Origin of the sequence: Alteromonas sp. MmMcT2-2 (assembly GCF_022348305.1) — a bacterium.
Classification (GTDB): Bacteria; Pseudomonadota; Gammaproteobacteria; order Enterobacterales; family Alteromonadaceae; genus Alteromonas; species Alteromonas macleodii.
On record NZ_JAKRFA010000018.1, the window covers coordinates 83,911 to 106,678 of the forward strand.

At 45.0% G+C, this 22,768-nt stretch carries 17 protein-coding genes; 15 read left to right on the top strand and 2 right to left on the bottom strand.

Annotation, left to right across the window (positions count from 1 at the left end; all coding sequences use genetic code 11):
* The first annotated feature begins 83 nt into the window (after window positions 1–83).
* From kduD to MHM99_RS12125, 11 genes are all read left to right on the top strand, one after another.
* A complete protein-coding gene (gene kduD / locus MHM99_RS12075; RefSeq protein WP_014976831.1) occupies window positions 84–842 on the top strand; it encodes a 2-dehydro-3-deoxy-D-gluconate 5-dehydrogenase KduD in 759 nt (252 codons plus the stop codon).
* Window positions 843–882: 40 nt separating this feature from the next.
* Complete coding sequence (gene kduI, locus MHM99_RS12080; RefSeq protein ID WP_049589026.1) at window positions 883–1,728, top strand: 5-dehydro-4-deoxy-D-glucuronate isomerase; 846 nt, start codon at window positions 883–885, stop codon at window positions 1,726–1,728.
* Between the two features lie 30 nt (window positions 1,729–1,758).
* Window positions 1,759–2,742, top strand: a complete 984-nt coding sequence (locus MHM99_RS12085; RefSeq protein ID WP_075177447.1) for a TRAP transporter substrate-binding protein — start codon at window positions 1,759–1,761, stop codon at window positions 2,740–2,742.
* 2 nt (window positions 2,743–2,744) lie between these two features.
* Window positions 2,745–3,230: a TRAP transporter small permease gene (locus MHM99_RS12090; RefSeq protein WP_014949872.1), complete on the top strand. Its 486-nt coding sequence runs from the start codon at window positions 2,745–2,747 to the stop codon at window positions 3,228–3,230.
* A complete protein-coding gene (locus MHM99_RS12095; RefSeq protein WP_239219517.1) occupies window positions 3,230–4,525 on the top strand; it encodes a TRAP transporter large permease in 1,296 nt (431 codons plus the stop codon). The genes MHM99_RS12090 and MHM99_RS12095 overlap by 1 nt, the downstream gene beginning before the upstream one ends.
* 146 nt (window positions 4,526–4,671) lie before the next feature.
* Window positions 4,672–5,688, top strand: a complete 1,017-nt coding sequence (locus MHM99_RS12100; RefSeq protein ID WP_014949874.1) for a LacI family DNA-binding transcriptional regulator — start codon at window positions 4,672–4,674, stop codon at window positions 5,686–5,688.
* A 209-nt stretch (window positions 5,689–5,897) separates the two neighbouring features.
* Entirely contained in the window at window positions 5,898–7,388 is a 1,491-nt protein-coding gene (locus MHM99_RS12105) for an altronate dehydratase family protein (protein ID WP_239219519.1), read from the top strand.
* An 11-nt stretch (window positions 7,389–7,399) separates the two neighbouring features.
* Window positions 7,400–8,815 (top strand): glucuronate isomerase, encoded by a 1,416-nt coding sequence (gene uxaC / locus MHM99_RS12110; protein ID WP_239219521.1) that lies wholly within the window; start codon window positions 7,400–7,402, stop codon window positions 8,813–8,815.
* Window positions 8,816–8,817: 2 nt separating this feature from the next.
* Window positions 8,818–10,359 carry a mannitol dehydrogenase family protein gene (locus MHM99_RS12115; RefSeq protein WP_239219523.1) on the top strand — a complete coding sequence of 514 codons (1,542 nt, stop codon included), beginning with the start codon at window positions 8,818–8,820 and terminating at the stop codon, window positions 10,357–10,359.
* A complete protein-coding gene (gene eda, locus MHM99_RS12120; protein WP_239219525.1) occupies window positions 10,359–10,997 on the top strand; it encodes a bifunctional 4-hydroxy-2-oxoglutarate aldolase/2-dehydro-3-deoxy-phosphogluconate aldolase in 639 nt (212 codons plus the stop codon). The genes MHM99_RS12115 and eda overlap by 1 nt, the downstream gene beginning before the upstream one ends.
* Complete coding sequence (locus tag MHM99_RS12125; protein ID WP_239219527.1) at window positions 10,994–11,965, top strand: sugar kinase; 972 nt, start codon at window positions 10,994–10,996, stop codon at window positions 11,963–11,965. Before eda ends, MHM99_RS12125 begins: the two co-directional genes overlap by 4 nt.
* A 144-nt stretch (window positions 11,966–12,109) precedes the next feature.
* Here the strand turns inward: MHM99_RS12125 and MHM99_RS12130 are convergent, their stop codons facing one another.
* On the bottom strand, window positions 12,110–13,045 hold the full coding sequence (locus MHM99_RS12130; protein WP_101565001.1) for a rhamnogalacturonan acetylesterase: 936 nt from the start codon (window positions 13,043–13,045) through the stop codon (window positions 12,110–12,112).
* Between the two features lie 203 nt (window positions 13,046–13,248).
* Complete coding sequence (locus MHM99_RS12135) at window positions 13,249–15,948, bottom strand: TonB-dependent receptor (RefSeq protein WP_014949881.1); 2,700 nt, start codon at window positions 15,946–15,948, stop codon at window positions 13,249–13,251.
* A 681-nt stretch (window positions 15,949–16,629) separates the two neighbouring features.
* Between MHM99_RS12135 and MHM99_RS12140 the strand changes: the two genes are divergently transcribed.
* The 4 genes from MHM99_RS12140 (at window position 16,630) to MHM99_RS12155 (ending at window position 22,754) form a co-directional block, all read left to right on the top strand.
* Entirely contained in the window at window positions 16,630–17,835 is a 1,206-nt protein-coding gene (locus MHM99_RS12140) for a glycoside hydrolase family 88 protein (RefSeq protein WP_239219529.1), read from the top strand.
* A 33-nt stretch (window positions 17,836–17,868) separates the two neighbouring features.
* Window positions 17,869–19,335, top strand: a complete 1,467-nt coding sequence (locus tag MHM99_RS12145) for a glycoside hydrolase family 28 protein (RefSeq protein ID WP_239219531.1) — start codon at window positions 17,869–17,871, stop codon at window positions 19,333–19,335.
* A gap of 13 nt (window positions 19,336–19,348) precedes the next feature.
* Window positions 19,349–20,539, top strand: coding sequence for a pectinesterase family protein (locus MHM99_RS12150; RefSeq protein WP_239219543.1), 1,191 nt, complete (start codon window positions 19,349–19,351; stop codon window positions 20,537–20,539).
* A 91-nt stretch (window positions 20,540–20,630) separates the two neighbouring features.
* Window positions 20,631–22,754, top strand: coding sequence for a response regulator (locus MHM99_RS12155; RefSeq protein WP_239219545.1), 2,124 nt, complete (start codon window positions 20,631–20,633; stop codon window positions 22,752–22,754).
* The last annotated feature ends 14 nt before the right edge of the window (window positions 22,755–22,768 follow it).

Genomic DNA, 22,768 nt, shown 5'->3' on the forward strand with positions numbered 1-22,768 from the left:
AAATTTTGTTAACGAGATTTTTCAATTTAGTATGTCGATAAAATTCGTCATACCCATGAACCATTTAGTGAAAGGTAAATTGCATGGTCAACTTTAGCCTAGAAGGTAAAACCGCATTAGTGACCGGAGCAAGTCGAGGTATAGGCCAAGCGCTTGCTTTAGCACTCGCCACTTCTGGCGCCTTCGTCATCTGCGCCAGTTCTCGACCAGGTGGATGTGACGAGACACTACGTAAAATTCAAAGTGAAGGTGGTCAAGCCATGGCATTAGATGCCGACCTCGCTGATGCCGACGCGGTAGTTAAACTTGCTGAAGATGCGTTAAGCATTAAAGGACACATCGACATCCTGCTGAATAACGGCGGCACTATTTTCAGAGCACCAGCAACCGACTTTCCTTTTGACGAGTGGAAAAACGTGCTTGCTGTCAACATCGATTCAGCTTTCCTACTTAGCCAAACTATTGGCAAGACGATGGTAGAACGGGGACAAGGCAAAATCATCAATATTGCATCAATGTTAAGTTATACAGGTGGCATCACCGTTCCTGCCTACACAGCGAGTAAACACGCCATCGCGGGTCTTACGAAAGCGCTAGCAAACGAATGGGGCCAATATAATGTGCAGGTGAACGCAATTGCGCCAGGTTACATCAAAACCGATAACACCCAAGCACTGCAAGATGATGAAACGCGCAGTGCTGAAATTTGTGCCCGCATTCCAGCTAATCGCTGGGGGGAAAGTGATGATTTAGCAGGTGCGGCGGTATTTCTTGCTAGCGCAGCAAGCAATTACGTAAACGGCCATATCCTTGCCGTCGACGGCGGCTTTCTAGCACGTTAATTCACGAATGGGGGATACAGCCATGAGCGATAGAAAAGACATGAGCAAGAAAATAGACACCCGATATGCTATCGGTCGTAAAGAGGCCAATGCTTACAACACGCAAGAATTGCGTGACGCGTTTTTAGTCGACGCCCTAATGACACAAGGTGAAGTCGTGTGGATATACACCCACTACGAACGCTTTATGCTTGGAAGTGCCGTACCGACAACGTCAGCGCTAACGCTAGAAACCATTGAAGATCAGTTAAAGATGCCGTTCTTTACCGCCCGTCGCGAAGTCGGTGTAATTAATATCGGCGGGCCTGGAACCATTACTGTTTCAGGCACCACTTATCACCTAGATAATGAAGAGGCCTTGTACATCGGACAAGGCAATGAAGAAGTCATTTTTGAGTCGGACAATGCGTCCAATCCTGCCAAATATTACTTAAACTCGGCGCCGGCTCACCACGCCTATCCCTGCAAGAAAATAGGCAGCACAGATGCAAACATCCTTCACTTAGGCAGCCAGGAAACCTCCAACAAGCGTGATATCAAACAGTTACTTATCAATACTGTTGTCGATACTTGTCAGCTTCAAATGGGCCTAACGCGTCTGCATACAGGCTCTGTCTGGAACACCATGCCAGCTCATCAACATGACCGACGCAATGAAGTGTACTTTTACTTTGATATGGATAGCGAAAGTCGCGTATGTCACTTCATGGGCGAACCTCACGAAACTCGCCATATTTTTGTAGCGAATGAAGAAGCCGTGGTATCGCCACCTTGGTCCATTCATTGTGGTGTAGGTACTGGAAGCTATGCATTTATCTGGGGAATGGCAGGTGAAAACCTGGATTACGATGATATGGATAAGTTTCCGCCTTCACAGTTGCGTTAAGCAGCCCTGCTCTAATTAGGTGTAATGATTATGTTGCGGTATATAAAACTCACACTGTCAGCCACGGCCCTGTTGCTAACCTCGGCGTGTTCGCAAAATGAACTGCAAGGCGAAGTCACCGTATTGCGCTTGGGGCATACGCTGGACACTCAACACTCAGTACATAAAGCAATGGAATATCTTGGAGAGCGCCTAGATTACTATTCTGACGGTACAATGAGTGTGGTTATTTACCCAAGCAGCCAGCTGGGAACCGAGAGGGAGATGGTAGAACTGCTGCAGATTGGCTCACTCGCCATGACTAAGGTGTCGGCAAGTCCTTTGGAAGGGTTTGCTCCCGAAATGAAGATTTTTAGCATTCCTTACATTTTCCGCGATAACGAACACTTCTGGCGTGTATTAAACAGCGATTTAGGCGATGAGTTGCTATCTGGTGTTGAAGACTTTCGACTTAAAGGTCTCGGCTATTACGATGCGGGAAGCCGCAGTTTTTACACCAACGACAAACCAATAGAAACACCAAGCGATCTGAACGGACTCAAAATTCGCGTGTTGAACAGCCCCACTGCAGTAGCAACAGTTCGCGCACTTGGAGGAGCTGCAACCCCCGTTGCCTGGGGAGAACTGTACACTGCGCTTCAGCAAGGCGTTGTAGACGGCGCAGAGAATAACCCGCCCAGCTACTACCTTTCACGTCATTATGAAATTGCCCGTTACTACAGCCTTGACGAGCATACCAGTGTTCCAGACGTCATGCTGGCATCGCTGCCGGTATGGGAAAGTTTGAATGAACAGCAGCGAACGTGGCTAACCAAAGCAATGGAAGACTCTGTTGAATACCAACGCGAACTTTGGAAAACATCTACGCAAGCCTCTTTAGAAAAGGTAAAAGCCGAAGGCGTCACAGTTATTACGCCTGATAAAGCGCCTTTCGTTGAAGCGGTAAAGCCTTTTCATAAGAGCTTTGAAGACACGCCAATTGGCGACTTAATTACGCAAATAAAAGCGATGTAACAATGACAATAATACGCCTCATCGATAAAGCCTTAGCCGGCACCCTTATTATTGCCATGGTAAGTATTTTACTTACCGTAATTTGGCAAGTGGTCTCACGTTACGTACTTAAAGACCCCGCTTCGGTCACCGAAGAGTTGTCTAGGTTCATACTTATTTGGATCGGCATCTTAGGTGCGGCCTACGCCTATCGCCAAAACGCGCATTTGGGGTTCAACTTAATTGTTGAGCGTCAGTCTCGTAAAGTGAAACGCCTTCTACTTACCTGCGTTGAAGTCATTGTCATTATCTTCTGTGTTTTGGTGATGGTTTACGGCGGCGCTGAACTAGTGTCTCTTACATTAGAGCTAGAGCAAATCTCAGCGGCGCTAGGTGTAAAAATGGGCTTTATCTATAGCGTGCTTCCCTTATCTGGAGGCCTTATCATTGCCTATGCACTGGTTAACATTACTGCACTTTGGCGAAACAACAATAAGGAGTCAGCGTAATGGAACTGACCGGTATTATCTTAGTCGTCGCCTTTTTTGTACTCCTTCTTTTAAATGTTCCTATTTCAATCAGCATTGGTGTAGCCACGCTGCTTGCTATGGTAATGAGCATGGACATTGCTCCGGCAACCATTACTATTGCCCAGCGTATGGCAGGTGGTCTTAATAGCTTTGCGCTCTTGGCAATCCCATTTTTTGTTTTATCTGGCCTAATCATGGGACGCGGCGGGATAGCCAAGCGATTAATTGAATGTGCAATGGCGCTTATTGGTGCCCTTCCCGGTGGTTTAGCCTTAGTAAATGTTGTTTCCTGCATGCTGTTTGGTGCAATTTCAGGGTCTGCAGTAGCGACTACGTCTGCTATTGGCAGCTTCATGTTGCCCGAAATGAAGAAAGCGGGCTACGAGCCGAATTTTAGCGCAGCGGTCACTGCCGCTGCATCAACTACGGGAATGTTAATTCCGCCAAGTAATATCTTAATTGTATACGCAATCGCTAGCGGTGGCGTATCCATCGCCGCCCTTTTTATGGCTGGCTATATTCCAGGCATTATGGTGGGTCTAGCGCTCATGCTGGTGTGCTTTGTCTACGCAAAAATGAAGGGATACCCCCTATCGCCGCGACTTCCTATTAAAGTAGTTGTCGAAAAAACTATCGCAGCACTCCCTTCCCTATTCCTCATATTCTTAGTGATTGGCGGCATTGTGGGTGGCGTTTTTACCGCTACCGAAGCTGGTGCCATTGCGGTGGTTTACTCATTGCTGTTAGCTGTGGTGTTTTATAAAGAAGTGGATGCGAAAGCCTTACCTGATATTTTCTTGAAGGCGGCAGAAACGACGGCAATTGTAATGCTGCTTATCGCGGCCTCAACGGCGATGTCTTGGCTATTGTCGTTTGAGAACATTCCGCAAACTTTAAGTAACGCACTGTTGTCGATAAGCGATAACCCATTACTTATTCTTCTCTTAATCAACCTATTGCTTATCGTAGTTGGTGCATTCTTGGATATGACACCTGCCGTACTTATTTTTACGCCCATATTTTTGCCGGTGGCCTTAGAACTTGGAATGAGCGAACTGCAATTCGGCATCATGCTCGTGCTCAACCTGTCTATCGGATTGTGCTCACCGCCCGTCGGCGCCGTACTTTTCATTACCTGTGCCATTGCCAAAACCAAACTTGAGAACATCATTCGACCGCTAATACCTTTATATGTGGCTATGTTTGTCGTTCTTATGCTAGTTACGTATGTCGCATGGTTCAGCGAAGCGCTACCACGTGCACTAGGATTTTAGTAAGGTAGAATCATCAAAACTGAAAGGTGTGGTCAGGCGTAGTTTGATCACACGAACTTTCACTTTTGAGTAACAAAAACATATTGCCCGTATTTGTGTGGTAATATCGGAAGTAACGACATAATAGCGCGGAAAAACAGAGAATTATGAACAAGCGCCCGACGATCAATGATGTTGCAGCCCTAGCAGGTGTTTCAAAGCGTACCGTGTCACGCGTCATTAACGGTGCGACCAATGTGGGAAAAGCAACACGTGAGCGCATTGAAGCGGTCATTCAAGAAACGGGGTTTGCCCCTGACAAGCAAGCGCGTGGTTTAAGTACTAGCCGCTCTTACTTGATAGGCCTAATTTACGACAACCCCGATGCCTTGTATATCGACCAAGTGCAAAGAGGCGTGTTAAGCATATGTTCTCAAAAGGGTTATGAGTTAGTTGTACACCCTTGTAGTTATAATGCCGAAGGTTTTGTAGAAGACTGTATTAACTTTGTACGTCGTTCAAACATAGACGGTGTCATCATATTGCCACCGGTATCCGAATCGAAGTTATTAGCCGACGCGCTGCAACAAAAGAGCATTAACTATGTGCGAATGGCGTCAGTAGATTTAGATGACCATCAAAATATCGTAGTGAGTGACGACAGAGCTGCTTTAAGTGATTTAGCGCGCTATATGGTTTCACTAGGTCATAAAGACATTGGCATCATCAGCGGTCCGCAACAGTATTATTCCTCAAAAGAGCGTTTGGAAGGCTTTGTTGAAACGCTTAACGGCCTGGGTGTCGATGTACCTAAAAACAGGGTAATTGAGGGTAAAAACAGCTTCGAAAGCGGTATAGAATGCGCGCGTCAATTGCTTATTCAGTCACCACGAGTTAAAGCTATTTTTGCAAACAACGATGAAATGGCAGCAGGCGTATTGAAAGTGGCTCATGAAATGGGAATAACCGTACCTGACGAACTATCCGTCGCGGGGTTCGATGACAACTTACTTGCTGCCCGCGTAATCCCTGCCCTTACCACTGTTCAACGTCCCGTTGGCGATATGGCAGCTATCGCAGCGCGTAAAATCATCGCGCATATCGAAGGCAGTGAAGTTAGTGAAACCGAAACGTATCTGGTCAAACCTCACCTAATTATTCGCGATTCAATCAAAAAAGTGTGATTTTTTACAATGAAGTGTTGCTAACACTTCTTTTTCGACCTATTATGCCACCGGTGGCACGACAATAAAAAAGAATGTTAAAAATAAACAATTTGTAAACAGAGCGTAAAAAGCAACGTTTTCTAATCTATCGCTCTTTTTAAATACACAGTGCTTATTTAACAACGCTTAGCAGTTAAATAAGCCGTAAAGATAAAGCAGGACTTGTAATGGACGTTAAAACACAACTAGTTAAAGTGCATAATAACGATAACGTTGCGGTTGCAACCTGCCCTATCGTGGCTGGCACTTACTTCGCTGAATATGACATTACAGTTAGCCAAGACATTCCTGCTGGCCATAAAGTTGCCTTAGTTACCCTGTCAGACGGTGGCGACATCGTAAAATATGGTTTCAGCATTGGTGCTGCAACAAGCCAAATTAATGCTGGTGAACATGTTCACAGCCATAACGCAAAGACTAAGTTAAAAGGCACTGAACAATACGTTTACGCGCCGTCAAATACCGCTTCAAAACAAAACCATCTTACTTCTGGGTTACAGTTCATGGGCTACAGAAGAGAAAATGGAAAAGTGGGTATTCGCAATGAAGTATGGATCGTCAATACCGTAGGCTGCGTAAATCGAACAGCAGACCGTATTGCCAACGAATGTAGTCGTCGTTTCTCTAGCGAGTGCGACGGGTTCCGCGCATTTACCCACCCTTTTGGCTGTTCTCAGCTAGGCGATGATTTAGATGACACGCGCACTATCTTAGCCTCTCTCGCATCTCACCCGAACGCTGGTGCGGTGTTAATTGTAGGCTTGGGTTGCGAAAACAATCAGCTTAAGAGTTTACTGCCTCACGTTGATAAACCGGCAAATCGGGTTCGCTTCTACAACGCACAAGAAGTGGTAGATGAGTTAGAAGAAGGCGTCAATGCGGTTTATGACTTGTTAAAAGTAATGGCTAATGACAAACGTGAGCCTATCGACGCTAGCGAATTAACCTTAGGCATGAAGTGTGGTGGTAGCGACGCTTTTAGCGGTATTACTGCCAACCCAACAGTAGGGCGTGTTACCGATTTAATGTGTAATCTAGGTGGCTCGGTTATTTTAACCGAAACGCCAGAAATGTTTGGTGCCGAACAGCTTTTAATGAATCGCGCTAAAAACAAAGACGTATTTGAGGCGTTTAACTCGCTGATTGATGAGTTTAAGAACTACTTTATCGCCCACAACCAACCTATTTACGAAAACCCGTCTCCAGGCAATAAGGCAGGCGGTTTAACCACGCTAGAGGAAAAGTCTCTCGGCGCGGTTCAAAAAGGTGGAACGTCTATTATTCAGTCCATCTTGCAGTATGGCGAGCCCAAGCAAGATAAAGGCTTAAGTTTATTACAAGCACCTGGTAACGATGCCGTTAGTTCGACGGCGTTGGCAGCATCGGGGGCACATATCGTTTTATTCACCACAGGCCGAGGCACGCCCCTTGGTTTTCCTGTACCCACAGTCAAGATATCGTCAAATTCAGATATCGCTAATAAGAAGCCACATTGGATAGATTTTAACGCTGGACAAGTTCTGGAAGGCGTATCTATCGATAAGTGTGCCGAAGCGCTACTCCAAAATTGTTTGGCAGTGGCATCTGGTCAACAAACCTGCAACGAGAAGAATGGCAGCCACGAGATTGCTATTTGGAAACGTGGCGTCACCCTCTAAAAGAGAGCGTTATGGAATCGATATTATTACATGAAGATAGACTTTTTCCTGCCGATGAAGCAACCCGAAGTGTTGCAAAGGCGCTGTATAAGGAAATTCGAGATCTCCCTATCATAAGTCCACATGGCCATACTGACCCACGTTGGTTTGCACAAAACAATAATTTCATCAATGCAACCGAGTTGTTTATCACCCCTGATCACTATGTGTTCAGAATGCTGTATAGCCAAGGTATTAAATTGACCGATATTGGTGTGCCACGTTGGGACGGCGGCGAAACGGAAAAGGATCCACGTAAAATCTGGAAACTTTTGGCAGATAACTATCATCTATTTGCTGCCACACCATCGCGTTTGTGGTTAGACACTGTATTTCACGACGTATTTGGTTTGCGAGAGATGTTGTGTAGCGACAACGCAACGCATTATTACGACCATATCACTGCACAGCTTCAAGGGGATGACTTTAAACCCCGTGCACTGATGGACCGCTTCAATATTGAAGTGATTGCTACCACCGAAGGTGCGCTTGATGCCCTTCCCCATCACGCGGCGATTAAAGATACACCGTGGGCAAAGCGGGTTATTACCACCTTTAGACCTGATGATGTAGTCGATGCTTCACGCGAAGATATTGTTTCAAACATTGAGAAACTTGGTGAGCTCACCGGTGAAGACACTGCAACCTGGCAGGGCTACCTGAACGCAATTCGTGCACGACGTGCCGTCTTTAGAGAACACGGTGCAACAGCAACAGATCACGGACACCCAACGGCGAACACAGCTGATTTAAGTGAAGCTGAGTGTATTGCTTTATTCGATAAAGTAAGAAGTGGAAACAGTAACCCTGAAGAGCAAGAGCTATTCAGAGCGCAAATGCTTACCGAATTAGCGGGAATGAGTGTAGAAGACGGCATGGTGATGCAAATTCACCCTGGTTCGTTTAGAAACCACAACAGTCAGCTCTTTACACAGTTTGGTCGCGATAAAGGCCACGACATTCCAATGCAAACAGATTTTGTTAAAGCGCTTCGCCCGTTACTCGGTAAATACGGTAACGAGCCTAACCTCGACATTATTCTATTTACATTAGATGAAACCACGTACAGCCGTGAATTAGCACCACTTGCAGGCCACTACCCTTGCCTGAAACTTGGTCCTTCTTGGTGGTTCCACGATAGCCCTGAAGGCATGTTGCGCTTTAGACATCAAGTGACAGAAACCGCAGGTTTCTTCAATACTGTTGGTTTTAATGACGATACGCGCGCGTTCTTGTCTATTCCTGCACGTCACGATGTTGCCAGACGCATTGATTGTCGCTTCCTTGCACAGCTAGTTGTGGAGCACCGCATCAGTGAAACAGAAGCGGCCAGCATTGCAAGAAAACTCACTTATGATTTTGCTAAACAAGCGTACAAACTGGGGTAATCATGACAAAGCCGTTATCAATTTCAACGCTACCTCTTTTAAGTGACAGCGTAAGTAAACCAAATTACGATCTGGAAGCAACCGGTTGTGGCATTGTGCATATTGGTCCAGGTGCCTTTCACCGTGCGCACCAAGCGTATTATACCGAAAAGGCGCTGGCTTATGGCGGTGACTGGCGCATTCACGGTGTGTCAATGCGCAGCGCATCTCTTAAAGAAGCGTTGAGTACACAAGACAATCTCTATGCGTTGTGTATTGTTGATAACGAGCCTGAAACCCACATTATCGGCGCAATTAAAACCCTTTCTACATTAGCACATGATCGTGAAGACATTGTTGCTGCACTGGTAAACAAGCAAACTAAAATTGTGACGCTTACCGTGACAGAAAAGGGCTATTGCCTTAATGCGCAAGGTCATCTAGATACTGATCATCCGGATATTAAAGCTGATTTAGTCACGCCAGAAACACCGGTAAGTGCAGTTGGCCTAATTGTGCAAGCGCTAGCACAACGTAAGCAGGCAGGCTATGCAGATATTACCATTATCAGCTGTGACAACGTGTCAGACAACGGTAAAAAGCTGCAAAAAGCGGTGACCGAGTTCGCCAATAAAACGGACGAATCACTCGGCCAATGGATCAGCGAGAACATCGCCTTCCCCTGCACTATGGTTGACAGTATTACGCCAGCAACTGAAGACAGCTTTAAAGCCAACGTTGCCGCTGAGCTGGGTTTAACTGATAACTGGCCTATTCAGCGAGAGGCATTTACTCAATGGGTGGTTGAAGATAATTTTTCTGGCCCACGACCCGCTTGGGATAAAGTTGGCGTTACTTTTACTCATGATGTGAGCTTCTTTGAAAAAGCTAAGCTTCGCATTCTAAACGGCACACATTCAACACTGGCCTACATAGGGTTATTGCTTGGCAAGGAAACCGTATTCGACGCAATGCGTACCCCAGCCATAAAGCAACTGATTCAAACCATGTTGAAAGAAGAAATTGTTCCGTCTCTATCCAGTGATAACGAGAATGCCGATAGCGGAACACAAGACTTCGATCTGAACGCTTACGCACAAGACATTGTTAAGCGCTATGAGAATAAGCATATTCGCCACTTGTTGTCGCAAATTGCTTGGGATGGGTCACAGAAAATTCCATTTCGAATTCTCGACACAGTACGCGATAACCTAAAAGCAAAACGAAATATTGATTTGCTCTGCAGTGCCGTTGCGGCATGGTGCCTATTTGTAAACAACAAGGCACGTCTAAACGAAACTATCACTGACCCGCTAGATAGTATGTTAAGGGCCACAGCAAAATCGGTAGACTTTCAGGCGATAGAACTTGCAAAAAAATTGCTATCTCTTGAAACTATGTTCGCCGAACTGTCGGTAAACACTACGTTCAAAGAAAAAGTGCTCGAAAAAGTTAATCAGCTGCTTAACATTTTATCGCGCGAAAACAGCAACGAAGGTCAGCAAGTTTCTGCTCCCACTACGTTAACAGAAAGTTCGCTAGATTCACTAAAAGGAACCGCGTGATGAAAAGTACCTTTTCCATGCTTAAAGGCGCCCCATTACTCCCTATTATTCAGCCTAAATCTGTTGACGACGGGCTTCACCTAGCAGAAGCAATTGCAAATAGCGGCCTGTGCAACATAGAAGTAGTGAAACGCAGCGACGCAGCATTTGAAGCCCTGTCAGCCATTAGAAAACAGTTTCCTGAACTCGTTGTGGGTATGGGCACATTGTTAAATCGCAACCACGTATTTGAAGCGTTGGATGCAGGCGCGCAATTTTTGATAACGCCCACAAGCTCAGAGACATTGCTCGATACACTGATTGCTTCAAATGCACCCTTTTTGCCGGGCGTCGCTACGCCTGCCGATATTCTTTTGGCGCACCAAAAAGGCATTCGCGAAATGAAGTTCTTTCCTGCGAGTCTTAGCGGCGGTACACCTTTTCTTAAAGCGATTTCAAGCGTATTCAGCGATGTTTGCTTCTGCCCTACCGGCGGCATTAATGGCGACAACGCGAATGAGTATCTCTCGCTTGGCAATGTTCGAGCAGTAGGCGGTACATGGATGATGCCAAAGGCAGCCATTGAAGCAAAAAATTGGCAAGCTATAACTTTGGCATGTCAACAAAGCCTAACATTGTTTGATGAGGCTGCGGCATGAGCATAGTTGATACCAACCAAAGAATGGTTATTTTTGGCGAGTGCATGGTAGAGCTTCGAAGCACTCAGCGTGAGTCATCAGTTAGTACGCGCGATGAAAACACAGATAATAATCTGATGGCGAAAAGCTTTGCTGGCGACACGTACAACACTGCGGTTTATTTAAAACGCTGCTTGCCTTCATCTTCCATTAGTTACTTAACGGCTATAGGCGCAGACTTTTTAAGCGATGAGCTGCTGTTTAAAATGGGTGAGCACGAAATTAACACTGATTTAGTGTTTCGCTCGTCGTCGCGTAACCTTGGCCTGTATATGATCCGCAACGACAACGAAGGTGAAAGAACCTTTGCATATTGGCGTAACCAATCTGCAGCAACACAGACGCTCAACATTATGAAGGGCGCTGAATTTGCTTGTGATTGGTTTTATTTGAGCGGTATCTCTATTGCCATTTTAGATGACGAACAGCGCGCTACACTTTTCGAACTAATTTCGTCCCTCAAGGACAAAGGAAGTAAGATTGCCTTTGATCCTAATTATCGAGCTCGCCTTTGGTCATCTCAAGAAGATGCCAAATACTGGACGGGTAAGGCATATGCTGAAGCAGACTTGGCGTTCCCAGGTGCAGACGACCATTTAATGCTGTTTGGCCACACCAATGCTGATGAAATATTTAGCTATTTAGCCGACAAACAGATTGAAGAAATCGTTATGAAAAACGGAGCGGTTGGCGTTCATATACTCCGTCAACAAGAACAATGTATTGTGCCTGTTGAGCGTGTTGAACAGGTGGTTGATACAACGGCTGCTGGCGATGCATTTAATGGCGGTTATATGGCCGCTCGACTTGCAGGTAGAAAGCCTGTCGAGAGCGCGAGCTATGGGGCAAAAGTGGCAGCGACTGTGATTACCTACCCCGGTGCCATTATATCAGGTGATGCCTTCACTAATCACATACCGTCGCTATAGTCGGTATGTGACATTCCTCTTTCTTTTCTCTTCTATTTCCTGCCATCGTAACCATAAGCAAGCACGCTAATTAAGATAAAGGCGCTCCCCCACTAAAAAACGCGGCACGCCCGCAATAACGCGCCACTTCATTTTTGTGTGAGCTTACAACGTGTCTCGATATACGTATTTTGCCAGTGGGTGCGCTGTCGCTTTTAGCTCTCGCACGAATATTTGCGCCATTTTCGCCGCGCCCACAACGTTCAAGTGAGTGTCGTCCGTTTTGCCTTCGGGGTAGCGCGCATAAAGGTCGGCGGGCACTTTAATGAAGTAATGGTTGCTGTTAGGCTCGCCTACCTGAGCGAGAAAATCGCAAGTTAAAGCGTTCATAGGAATAAATGGCACGTTATTTTGTGCTGCCACTTTCTTCGCTGCATCGGCATACGCCAGCAACGTCCGTTTTAACACACCTTCCTCAGTGAAATGACGCCGGCAAATACTACTTGCGATAATCACTGATGCCCCTTTTGCTTCAACATCCTGAACAAACTGATTCAAGTAAGCTGGATAAGCATTTTCCGGGTCGGCATAGCGAGCAGGATCCGACTGTTTTTGATCGTTATGACCAAACTGAATAGCCACAAAATCACCTTCAGACAGATCGGATAACAGAAGTTGCCAGCGTCCCTCATCTACAAATCGCTTTGTGCTTCTGCCGTTAGCCGCGTGGTTTTTAATATTAAGATTGGGCAGCATGAATTCAGGAAGCAATTGCCCCCACCCACGTTCTGGATATGACAACATAGGCTTGTCTGACATGGTTGAGTCGCCGACCAAATGTAGGGTAACTGGCTTTTTGTAGGGTGGAGCTTTTACAGCCTCTTCACTGCCTTTATTAGTAGCACTTTGGATTGAAGCACTTTGGGAACCCGAGCTGGTAAGTGCATAAGCGCTAGATTGCGCCGCGTAACTAATGTGAAGTGTACTCGTGCCTTGCTGGTCTGCCACTGCAAAAGTACTCGATACAACAAAAACGCTTGCAAGACTGTAGCGCAGCGCGGTGAATATTTTCCCTGTGGTGGGTTTACTTGAATTTTTCACACCTTTTCTCCTTCTCAATATTTCTATTGTTGCGACGCAAATTGCTTAAAAAGTGAGATACAGGAGTGCTGAACTCCTCCCGGCCTACACTTTTTGCACATAAAAAAGGCCATCATTACGATGGCCAAACACACCCGTCTTCACGGAACACAACATTTAATTATTATCTCAGGCCGGCCAGCATAATTGGCCGGCCTGTTTTTTTACATAGTATAACGAGCGCCCAAGAAGAACTGACGGCCCGTGTGGTTGTACTCACGTACCAAGTTCAAAGAGCCATCACCCGTGGTAAACAAGCGCTCGTACTCATCGGTAAGGTTAATTACTTCAAAGGTCAACGTTAGCTCGTCGTTTACGTTATAAAATGACGAGAAATCCACCTGCGTAGGTCCTGTCGTACCGTGGGCAACGTTACCATTGCTGCCAGTAAAGTCTGTCAGGTAATCGTCGCGTTTGTTAACTGACACACGCGCACCGTATTGGTCTGTTTCGTAATACACCGTGAAGTTGTACGATGTTTCACTCATACCTTCGATGTCGTCAGCGTTTACGTGAGTGTAGTTCGACACGATACCCATGTTTTCGAACAGTCCTGGTAAGAAACTTAGCGGCTGCTGATAAATTAACTCATAACCGCTTACACTTCTGTCTTCAGCGTTAATTGGACTGCTATGCTCGTATGGAATAGTGCGAGGGTCTAGCGCAATTACAGGGTCAAACTGTGCATCGTTGTCGATAAAGTCGTAGTAAGCACTGTCGACTAAACGCTCTTCTGATGCGCGAACAATCCAGTTATCAATGTCTTTGTAGAACACTGTTGCTGCTAGTAGCGCTTCGTCATCGAAGTACCATTCAACACCAAAGTCAACGTTGTTCGACGTAAACGGATCAAGGAATGGGTTCCCCACGCTCACAGAGCCGTTAATATAATCAAAGCTTGGGTTACCAGGGTTTAATGAGTTCAGGCTTGGGCGAGTCATAGACTGTGTTAAGCCAAGACGAACAACTACGTCATCAGTTGCTTCAAGTGCTAAGTTAACTGCTGGTAAAAAGTTATTGTACTCGTTTTCGATTTGTACCGTTTCGCCTTGAATAAAGCCTTCAGAGGTTGTGGTTGTTTTCACATAACGCACACCGTAATTAGCGCGAAGTAACATGTCGGCAATCTCATAGCTCGTATCAAGCTCAAGGTACATAGCTGATGTTTCTTCGCCTACTTGCCAGCTTTGTGCAGAACGCGGTGTCCAAACAACATCTAACAATTGGCTATTAATGGCGTCAAAGTCGGCAACAAGGAACGGGTCAAGAGGGCCATCAAAACCACTTCCGAAATCGTCTACCGGCATAATTTCAGCAAAACCTACTGCCGAGTCTTGATCTGGGAAGCCATTTATTTGTTCTTCACTGTAGGTTACAACACGGTCATTGTAGGCAAAGCCAGCCTTAATAGTGACTTCATCACCTAAGTATGTCGCATCAAATTTGACCGTGTCGTTTTCACGCAATACATCAGTAGCACGTAATCGGCCATCGCTTAGATTATAGTTGCTTGCATCGTTTACATCGTAACCGTAAGTCACTTCTGGCGCGTTGCTGTTATTGCTAAAGTCAAAGCCGTAGCTGGTTTCTTCCAGCAGCGTCATATTGTAACGATATTGCTCTGAACGAGCGTCAGACTCTGCTGTACCGGCCATCATATCAAGTTTAAGGTTTTCACCAATAAACCACTCGCCAGAAATTACAAATTGGCTAAAGTCAGTGGTTGATTCTTGTAAACGGCTTTCAATACGCGATTTGATACCGTCGTACGTACCAGCCAGCACCTGTTGACCATTAGGATGGACAGTAATGGAGGTAGGTGTAATTTCTTCGAATGTACTTCTGAACATGTGGAAGAAGTTATACATGGTACGGGTGTTATCAAGCTTGGACACTAAACCGTCTAACGTAAGTGTGAAATTATCTGTTGCAGCCCACTGAATTGAACCGGTGAAGCCTACACGCTCTTGATCATTACCAAAGTAGTCAGGTCTAGGTAAACGAGGAGTCCATAAACAATTAATCGGGTCTACCGACTCACCTTCATACTGGCAATCATCTACGTCAGGTGTGCCGTTAACAACCGTGTTTGATGTATCGCCAAAGATGCCACCACCATCACGAACTGGAGTAGTCCAACGAACTGTACCAAAACCTTCCTGTCTTACTGTACGCTCTGAGAACGCTGCCGAGAAAAGCACACCGACTTTGTCGTCAGCGAAACGGTTGCTGATCATGAAAGCGGCGCGAGGATCGGTCTCTTCTGTAATGCTGTTATAGCCGCCTTGAAGAGATGAAACGAATTTAAAACCGTCGTAATCAAACGGCTTTGCCGAGTACAGATCAACCGTACCTGCAATGCCGCCTTCTTCCATAGAGGCGGTAGGAGATTTTTGAATATCTACGCGGTTGAACAATTCAGAAGCGAAAATGTTAAAGTCAAAGCCACGTCCACCGTTTACACCGCCACCTGAGTCAGTGCCATCTGTACTTGCTGGCACTTCCATGCCATTAAGTGTTGTGCGGGTAAATGAAGGGCTCAAACCACGCAAAGTAATTTGGCGCCCTTCTCCACCTTCACGAGAAATGGCTACGCCGGGTACACGTTGAATTGACTCAGCAATATTTAAGTCCGGGAATTTACCAATGTCTTGCGCAACAATTGATTCTTTACTGTTAACTGATGTTCGCTTTTCCATCAGTGATTTATTAAGTGATCCACGAAAGCCTGATACTTCAATGACTTCCATATTTTGCGCTTCGGTTTCACTGGCTTGTTCGTCTGTGGCTTCTTGCGCATGAATATGTGCGCCTGACAACGCTAGCGTAACAAGAACAGCGAGTTGCTTTTTCTTTGGTAACATTGTTGTTTCTCCGGTTTTTATATTTATAAGAGACGCGCATACTGACAAAAGGTGAAGATGCTTTTGAAACGTGTGTGAACTATTCAAATTTACACAAATTCAACATTTATCGTATTTAACCATTTCACTTCCCTTTATGCCACCGGATAACATTTTGGTGATTAATACCGTCAATGCTTTACATTTATCCGATAGCACGTCTTGGCTGTTAAGGAAGCGAAAACGCGTCAATTCTAATTCATTCTCTATAGTGGTCTCGTAAACCACCAAAACCTTGAACGAGAAGAGTTGCAGGGTACAGCTATGTTTTCTAATTAACGCAAAACTTCTCTTCGGCAATAATGTAAACCTCGAAAACAACACTCAAGCTTTACATTTGATTTACATCCTAAACAGTTATGCTACCGGTGGCAACAATTTTGTTGAAAAAATTTACAATAAGTAGAAATTTGATATGCAATGTTAAAAAAAGAAGAGACTATAGAAACTTACCAAAGCAGGATAAGCGCTTTAATTAAAACATTTAAATACAGTTATTTACGTCACATTGAACACTTTTTAAATGCGTAAAATAAAAGTTAAAAAATGTAAATAATTCCGTTGACATATGAGCAAATAAAAACCATTATGCTACCGGTAGCACAGAGTGTATTTACAATGTTATAAAAATAAGGGTTTGTTATGCTAAAAGGTATTCTACGCGCAGCTTCCGTTGTAGCTTGCACGGCGTTTGTTTCTTCCGCTGCTAATGCAAATGATTGGGTACAAATGCCTCTCGACAACACACAATCATGGTCTATGAGAATGATAGAGTCTGAGATGGTGCGTTTCCCAGAAGCTTGGCAAATCGATTGGGATGAGAAGCCACAATGGGATTACGTTCACGGTCTCAACCTCCTTGCCATAACAGAAGTCTATCAAGATACTAAAGATCCCCGTCTCCTGTCTTATGTAAAAGGTTACTACGACATGTTGGTTCAACAAGACGGAAGTATCAAAACCTATGATATCAATAAGTTTAATATTGATATGGTTAACCCTGGTAAAGTGCTGTTTTTCCTCTATGAAGAAACCGGCAACCCTAAATACAAAAAAGCCGCTGACCTACTTAGAACGCAGCTTACTACTCACCCACGTACCGAGCAAGGTGGCTTTTGGCATAAGAAACGCTATCCAGACCAAATGTGGCTTGATGGCCTATACATGGGGGCCCCCTTCTACGCTGAATACATTGTTAAGTACGGCGATATGAAAGAGCTAGACGACGTATTTTTGCAATTTGAACTCATTGAAGAGCACCTTTACGACGAAAAAACAGGCCTCCCCTTACATGGCTGGGACGCATCTAAAAAGCAAAAGTGGGCTGATAAAGAAACAGGTCTTTCTCAACATCACTGGTCACGTTCGCTAGGTTGGTATGCTATGGCAATGGTGGATGTGCTAGAAGTTGTTCCTGCCGAACATCCAAAAACACCGTGGCTAAAAGCGCGCTTTAAAGCGTTTATCGACGCTACGCTTACCTATCAACATAATTCAGGCACCTGGTATCAGGTTACTGACTTGGGAAGCCGTGAAGGAAACTACCTTGAAGCATCAGGTACAGCAATGTTGACCTACGCTATGGCTAAAGGTGCAAGCCTTAAGTTTCTTCCTGATGAATACAAAGCTCACGCAGAAAAAGGGTTTGCTGGACTCCTTGATCAAATGATTTCGGTTAATCCAGATACTAACGTTATCAGCCTTGAGCAAGTTTGCGCTGTTGCTGGTCTTGGTGGAAATCCATATAGAGATGGTTCATTCGACTACTACATGAGTGAGCCAATCAGAGCAAACGACGCGAAAGGTGTAGGCCCATTCATTCTGGCTGCACATTATTTGAATAAGTAAAAAGCGCTAAATTGTAAATAAAAGGGGTATATGATGGTCCGACCTAACTCACCGAATGCCAGACGTCACTTCTTAAAGTCTGGTCTCGCCACCACTGTTGCAGCTTCTGGGATGGCTGTAGGTGTTCCTACATTCCTATCCGGATGTGCAAATGTGACCGAAACGGGAAGGACTCAACGCCAGTGGGACGCCGAAGCAAACCTTATTAAAGGGATGATAAAGCGCCCCACCTTTGCAAAGCGCGAAGCTAATGTTACCGACTTTTTAAATGAAAATGGCAGTGACTTTAAGCAAGCGTTACATGCAGCTATCGACCAAGTCGCACGCCAAGGTGGTGGCAAAGTGGTTGTGCCAAAAGGCGACTGGCTATGCAGCGGCCCAATTCACTTACAGTCGAATATAAACTTGCATATTGAGGCAGGCGCAACAATTCGATTTTCTACCAATCCTGATGATTACAAACCATATGTTTTTACTCGCTGGGAAGGTATGGAGTTAATGGGTTACTCCCCTCTTATTTATGCTTTTGAGCAAAGTAATATCGCAATCACCGGCAAAGGTACGCTTGACGGTAGCGCTGCGAAAGACAACTGGTGGCCATGGAAAGGTAAGTGGAAGGCTTCAACATGGGGTGACGATCCGGTTGAGAACCAAAAATATACCAGAGACCCGCTGCAAGAAATGGTAGAAAACGGGACACCCGTTAGTGACCGCGTTTTTGAAAATAATTACCTGCGCCCTCCGTTTATACAACCTTACCGCTGTGAAAATGTACTTATCGAGGGTGTTACCATCCTGCGCTCTCCATTTTGGTTAGTTAACCCTGTGCTTTGCAAGAACGTCACCGTTAACGACGTGTACTGTAAAAGTTTCGGCCCAAATTCGGACGGGTGCGACCCTGAAAGCTGCACGAACGTTCTTATCTCTAACTGTACATTTGATACAGGGGACGATTGCATTGCCATTAAATCTGGACGCAATGCAGACGGCAGAAGGGTCAATGTTCCCTGCAGTAATATCGTCATAGAACATTGCGAGATGAAGGCTGGCCATGGCGGTGTTGTAATCGGCAGTGAAATATCCGGCGGTGTAGAGAATCTCTATGCTCAGCATTGCACCATGAGTAGCCCTGATTTAGACCGCGGCATTAGAATTAAAACCAACAGTATTCGGGGTGGCCACCTAAAAAATCTAAACTATCGCAATATCGATATTGGGACGGTGAAAGACGCTGTTGTCGTGAATTTCTTCTACGAAGAAGGTGATGCCGGTAACTTCCCTCCACTACTGGAAGATATCACTATAGAGAACTTGAACGTTGCGTCAGCTAACCGGGCCTTTGTGCTTCGCGGGTATGACCATACGCCTATTTCTGGGTTGACGTTGAATAACATAACGATAAAACGTGCGCTTAAAGATGCCGTTATCGAAAACGTAGCGCATCTTTCAATAAACAATGTGTTTATTAATAGCCAACCATTTAACAAGCACGGGCTGTAGAAGAATAAATACTATGGAATTTAATAAAGCACGTGTCAGTCTTAGTTTAGCCTTTGTGTTGCTGGCAGGTATACTTTTCAGTGGATTAAGCGCGGCAATGCCAGCAACGACGGATGTAGTGGTAGCTAAATCACATGACAGTGACGTAAGTAAGGACGCTTTACCTCATTTTAACTCTGTGTCCCAAGCTGTTACTTATATCGCGTCTCACAAGCCACAAAAAGATAAAGTATGGACCGTCTTTATTAACGAAGGCGTTTATCGAGAGCGTGTCGTCATAAACGTTGATAATGTTCACTTTGTGGGCCAGTCGCAAGAAACAACGACTATCGTTTTCAATCGATATGCAGGTCAACAAGTCGCAGAGAATTCTCAAGAAAAATGGGGAACTCGTCGCACTGCCACTGTGGAGATTTTAGGTGATAATATCACTCTGGAAAATATCACTATCACCAATGATTTTGATTATCCCGGTAACGAGGTCAAAGCAAAAGACGACCCTACTCGATTATCAGGTACGCAGGCAGTAGCGCTTAAAACCGATGTGAACTCAGATCGCACTTACCTTAAAAATGTCGCACTCTGGGGTTACCAAGATACCCTCTATTTAAAAGGTGACCGCGCTCTGATTGAAGGCGGAACAATAGCAGGACATATTGACTTTATTTTTGGTGAGGGCACCGCGTTTTTTGAAAGCGTTTCTATTGTTTCCCGTAAACGTTATTCTGGCGGTGATAGCGAAGGACTAACAGGCTACATTACCGCCCCAAGCACTCATTTACAGCGTCCTTATGGGTTAACGTTCAATAACTGTAGGCTTGAAAGAGAACACGGCGTTCCAAATGAAAGCGTGGCACTGGGAAGGCCTTGGCATCCTACAACCACCTTTTCAGATGGCCGATATGCAAACCCTTACGCTGTAGGTAAAACCACGTTTATCAACACCTATATGGCAGGTCATATCATCCAAAAGCGCTGGACTACTATGGGTGGAACTACGCCATCAGGTACAAAGAGACCATTTAATCCCCACACAGAAGCAAGATTTTCCGAGTACCAATCTCATGGAGAAGGTGCACCTAAAGCAGTCTCCTCACCAGCAATAAACTCTCATTTTCTTAATGATAAAAACGCGGCTTTTTACACTAAAGAGGCGGTATTGCGAGGCTGGGTGCCTAATAACATCCCGAACGATATTAAATAGTGCAACATTAGCGTAAGTAATTTGCTCGGCACATTGCGTAACCACTTGGTATCTATTATCTTTTAGTTATCACTGTGCCACTACTACCCTTATGTCTATACGTGTTCGTTATATCGTTGCGTTATTGCTAACCGCTACACTCGTCACTCTTTCTTTTATTGTTCTTTATGAATTAATCAGTGATCAGAAGAAAGATGCTGAAATTATCAATATCGCGGGTCAGCAACGCATGCTTTCACAGCGTATTGCGTTGCTCACCTCTACACCAAACATTTGCGACGACAGTGAAGAGCAAAGGTATTTGGCGCAATCGTTAGCACGTTTCAAACAAAATCATCAACAGCTTGTGTCACTCGATAACCTTCCCTCCTCTATCTCTAATACTTACTTTAACGAAGGCCAGCTCGACAACAAAGTAAACCGATACATAAAAAGCGCCGATCAAATTTTAGATGCAGCACAGTGTCAGCCCACTACGCTTTTAGATATTCAAGCGCTGACATCGCTATTACAACAGCTTGATTATGTCGTCGCGCGGTTCGAGCAAGACGCCACTGCTAGAGTAGATGTGGTTCTTTCGATTGAAGTTTACTTATGGCTAGCCACACTCGCTCTATTATGTATCGAGGCAGCATTCATCTTTTCCCCTATGGAGCGCACCGTTAAACGGTCATTTGCCAAACTAACGAGCTTGAAAGAGCAAGCGGAAAGTTCGGCTGATGAGGCTCGTAGAGCAAGCAAAGCAAAATCAGAGTTTCTTTCAAGCATGAGTCACGAACTTCGCACACCAATGAACGGCCTGTTTGGCATGATCGAGTTGGCCATAGACAACCCTGACAAAAGCAACATCTACCTTAAAAAAGCCAAAACTGCTGGTAGGCAACTCCTTGTGTTAGTCAACGATATTCTCGATATATCAAAAATTGAAGCAGGCAAAATCAAAATTGAACAGGCGCCAGTCGACTTATTACAAGTCTTGGACGATGTGGTGTCGTTACAGCGGGTTTACTGCCAAAGAAAAGGTCTTGAATTTCATTACTTAAAAGACCCTGACTTACCTCACGTCATTAAAGGCGATATCACTCGTATTTCGCAAATTCTGCACAACTTGTTAAGTAATGCAATTAAGTTTACTGAACAAGGTTCTGTCACGTTAAAAGTCACCTATACCAAACGCCCAAACGGCAATTATTTAAGCTTCGATGTTATTGATACCGGCATTGGTATCGAGTCATCTAAGCTTGATAATATCTTTAAGAAATTTGAGCAGGCCGACCAATCCACCACCCGTGAGTACGGGGGCACAGGGCTAGGGTTAAGTATTGCGAAGCAGTTGGCGAAACTCATGCTCGGCGACATCAATGTAACCTCATTTGTAGGCCAAGGAAGCACCTTCAGTTTTACTATGGCAGCGGAAGAATCTCAGCTGCCTGACATTAACGTTGAACCCAGTGCTAATTTGCGCTGTGCGATAGTTGATGACTTACAAACCAGCCGCGAATATTTTGAGCATGTCGTTACCTCCATGTCGATTGTGCCCCAAAGTTATGATAGTGCAAAAGCCTACCTATCAGACAGCCCACTGGCTTTCGACGTTATTATTCTTGATTTGTCTATGCCAGAGATGAGCGGGGTCGATTTGCTAGAACAGTTGAAGGCTATGAACCCAGATAAATTTCCTAAAATCATTCTTATCTCTGCTGAACTGGAACGACTAGAAGATGAAAATGATGTTTCTGAACTTATCTGGCGTACGCATGCTAAGCCCATTAATCGTCGAGAACTTGAGCATGATTTAGGAAGGTTAATTGAGACAAAACCCGTATCTCATAATGATGTTAAAGAAGGCAATAAGAAGAAACGCATACTGCTAGCTGAAGACAACGAAATCAATGCCGAAATCGTGAAGACTATATTGCAGTCAGAAGGCTATAAGTTCCTGCATGTTAAGAACGGAAAAGATGCCGTAGACGTGGGCAAGCGACATCAATTCGACCTTATTTTGATGGACTGCAATATGCCCGTCATGGGAGGAATTGAGGCATCAACAATATTACGCAAGGCACTGGAGGTTGACACACCAATTGTTGCGCTCACTGCAAACGCCTTCGCAGAAGACAAAGAAGAGTGCTTGGCTGCCGGCATGACTGACTTTTTAGCCAAGCCTTTAGACAAAGACACGCTGCTGGTTTGTATCAAGAAATATATCGGTTAGCTGCATGTACTAAC

Bases quoted from the DNA above. Each gene is read 5' to 3' on its own strand.
- kduD (WP_014976831.1), top strand. From the start codon at position 84: ATGGTCAACTTTAGCCTAGAAGGTAAAACCGCATTAGTGACCGGAGCA.
- kduI (WP_049589026.1), top strand. From the start codon at position 883: ATGAGCAAGAAAATAGACACCCGATATGCTATCGGTCGTAAAGAGGCC.
- MHM99_RS12085 (WP_075177447.1), top strand. From the start codon at position 1,759: ATGTTGCGGTATATAAAACTCACACTGTCAGCCACGGCCCTGTTGCTA.
- MHM99_RS12090 (WP_014949872.1), top strand. From the start codon at position 2,745: ATGACAATAATACGCCTCATCGATAAAGCCTTAGCCGGCACCCTTATT.
- MHM99_RS12095 (WP_239219517.1), top strand. From the start codon at position 3,230: ATGGAACTGACCGGTATTATCTTAGTCGTCGCCTTTTTTGTACTCCTT.
- MHM99_RS12100 (WP_014949874.1), top strand. From the start codon at position 4,672: ATGAACAAGCGCCCGACGATCAATGATGTTGCAGCCCTAGCAGGTGTT.
- MHM99_RS12105 (WP_239219519.1), top strand. From the start codon at position 5,898: ATGGACGTTAAAACACAACTAGTTAAAGTGCATAATAACGATAACGTT.
- uxaC (WP_239219521.1), top strand. From the start codon at position 7,400: ATGGAATCGATATTATTACATGAAGATAGACTTTTTCCTGCCGATGAA.
- MHM99_RS12115 (WP_239219523.1), top strand. From the start codon at position 8,818: ATGACAAAGCCGTTATCAATTTCAACGCTACCTCTTTTAAGTGACAGC.
- eda (WP_239219525.1), top strand. From the start codon at position 10,359: ATGAAAAGTACCTTTTCCATGCTTAAAGGCGCCCCATTACTCCCTATT.
- MHM99_RS12125 (WP_239219527.1), top strand. From the start codon at position 10,994: ATGAGCATAGTTGATACCAACCAAAGAATGGTTATTTTTGGCGAGTGC.
- MHM99_RS12135 (WP_014949881.1), bottom strand. From the start codon at position 15,948: ATGTTACCAAAGAAAAAGCAACTCGCTGTTCTTGTTACGCTAGCGTTG.
- MHM99_RS12140 (WP_239219529.1), top strand. From the start codon at position 16,630: ATGCTAAAAGGTATTCTACGCGCAGCTTCCGTTGTAGCTTGCACGGCG.
- MHM99_RS12145 (WP_239219531.1), top strand. From the start codon at position 17,869: ATGGTCCGACCTAACTCACCGAATGCCAGACGTCACTTCTTAAAGTCT.
- MHM99_RS12150 (WP_239219543.1), top strand. From the start codon at position 19,349: ATGGAATTTAATAAAGCACGTGTCAGTCTTAGTTTAGCCTTTGTGTTG.
- MHM99_RS12155 (WP_239219545.1), top strand. From the start codon at position 20,631: ATGTCTATACGTGTTCGTTATATCGTTGCGTTATTGCTAACCGCTACA.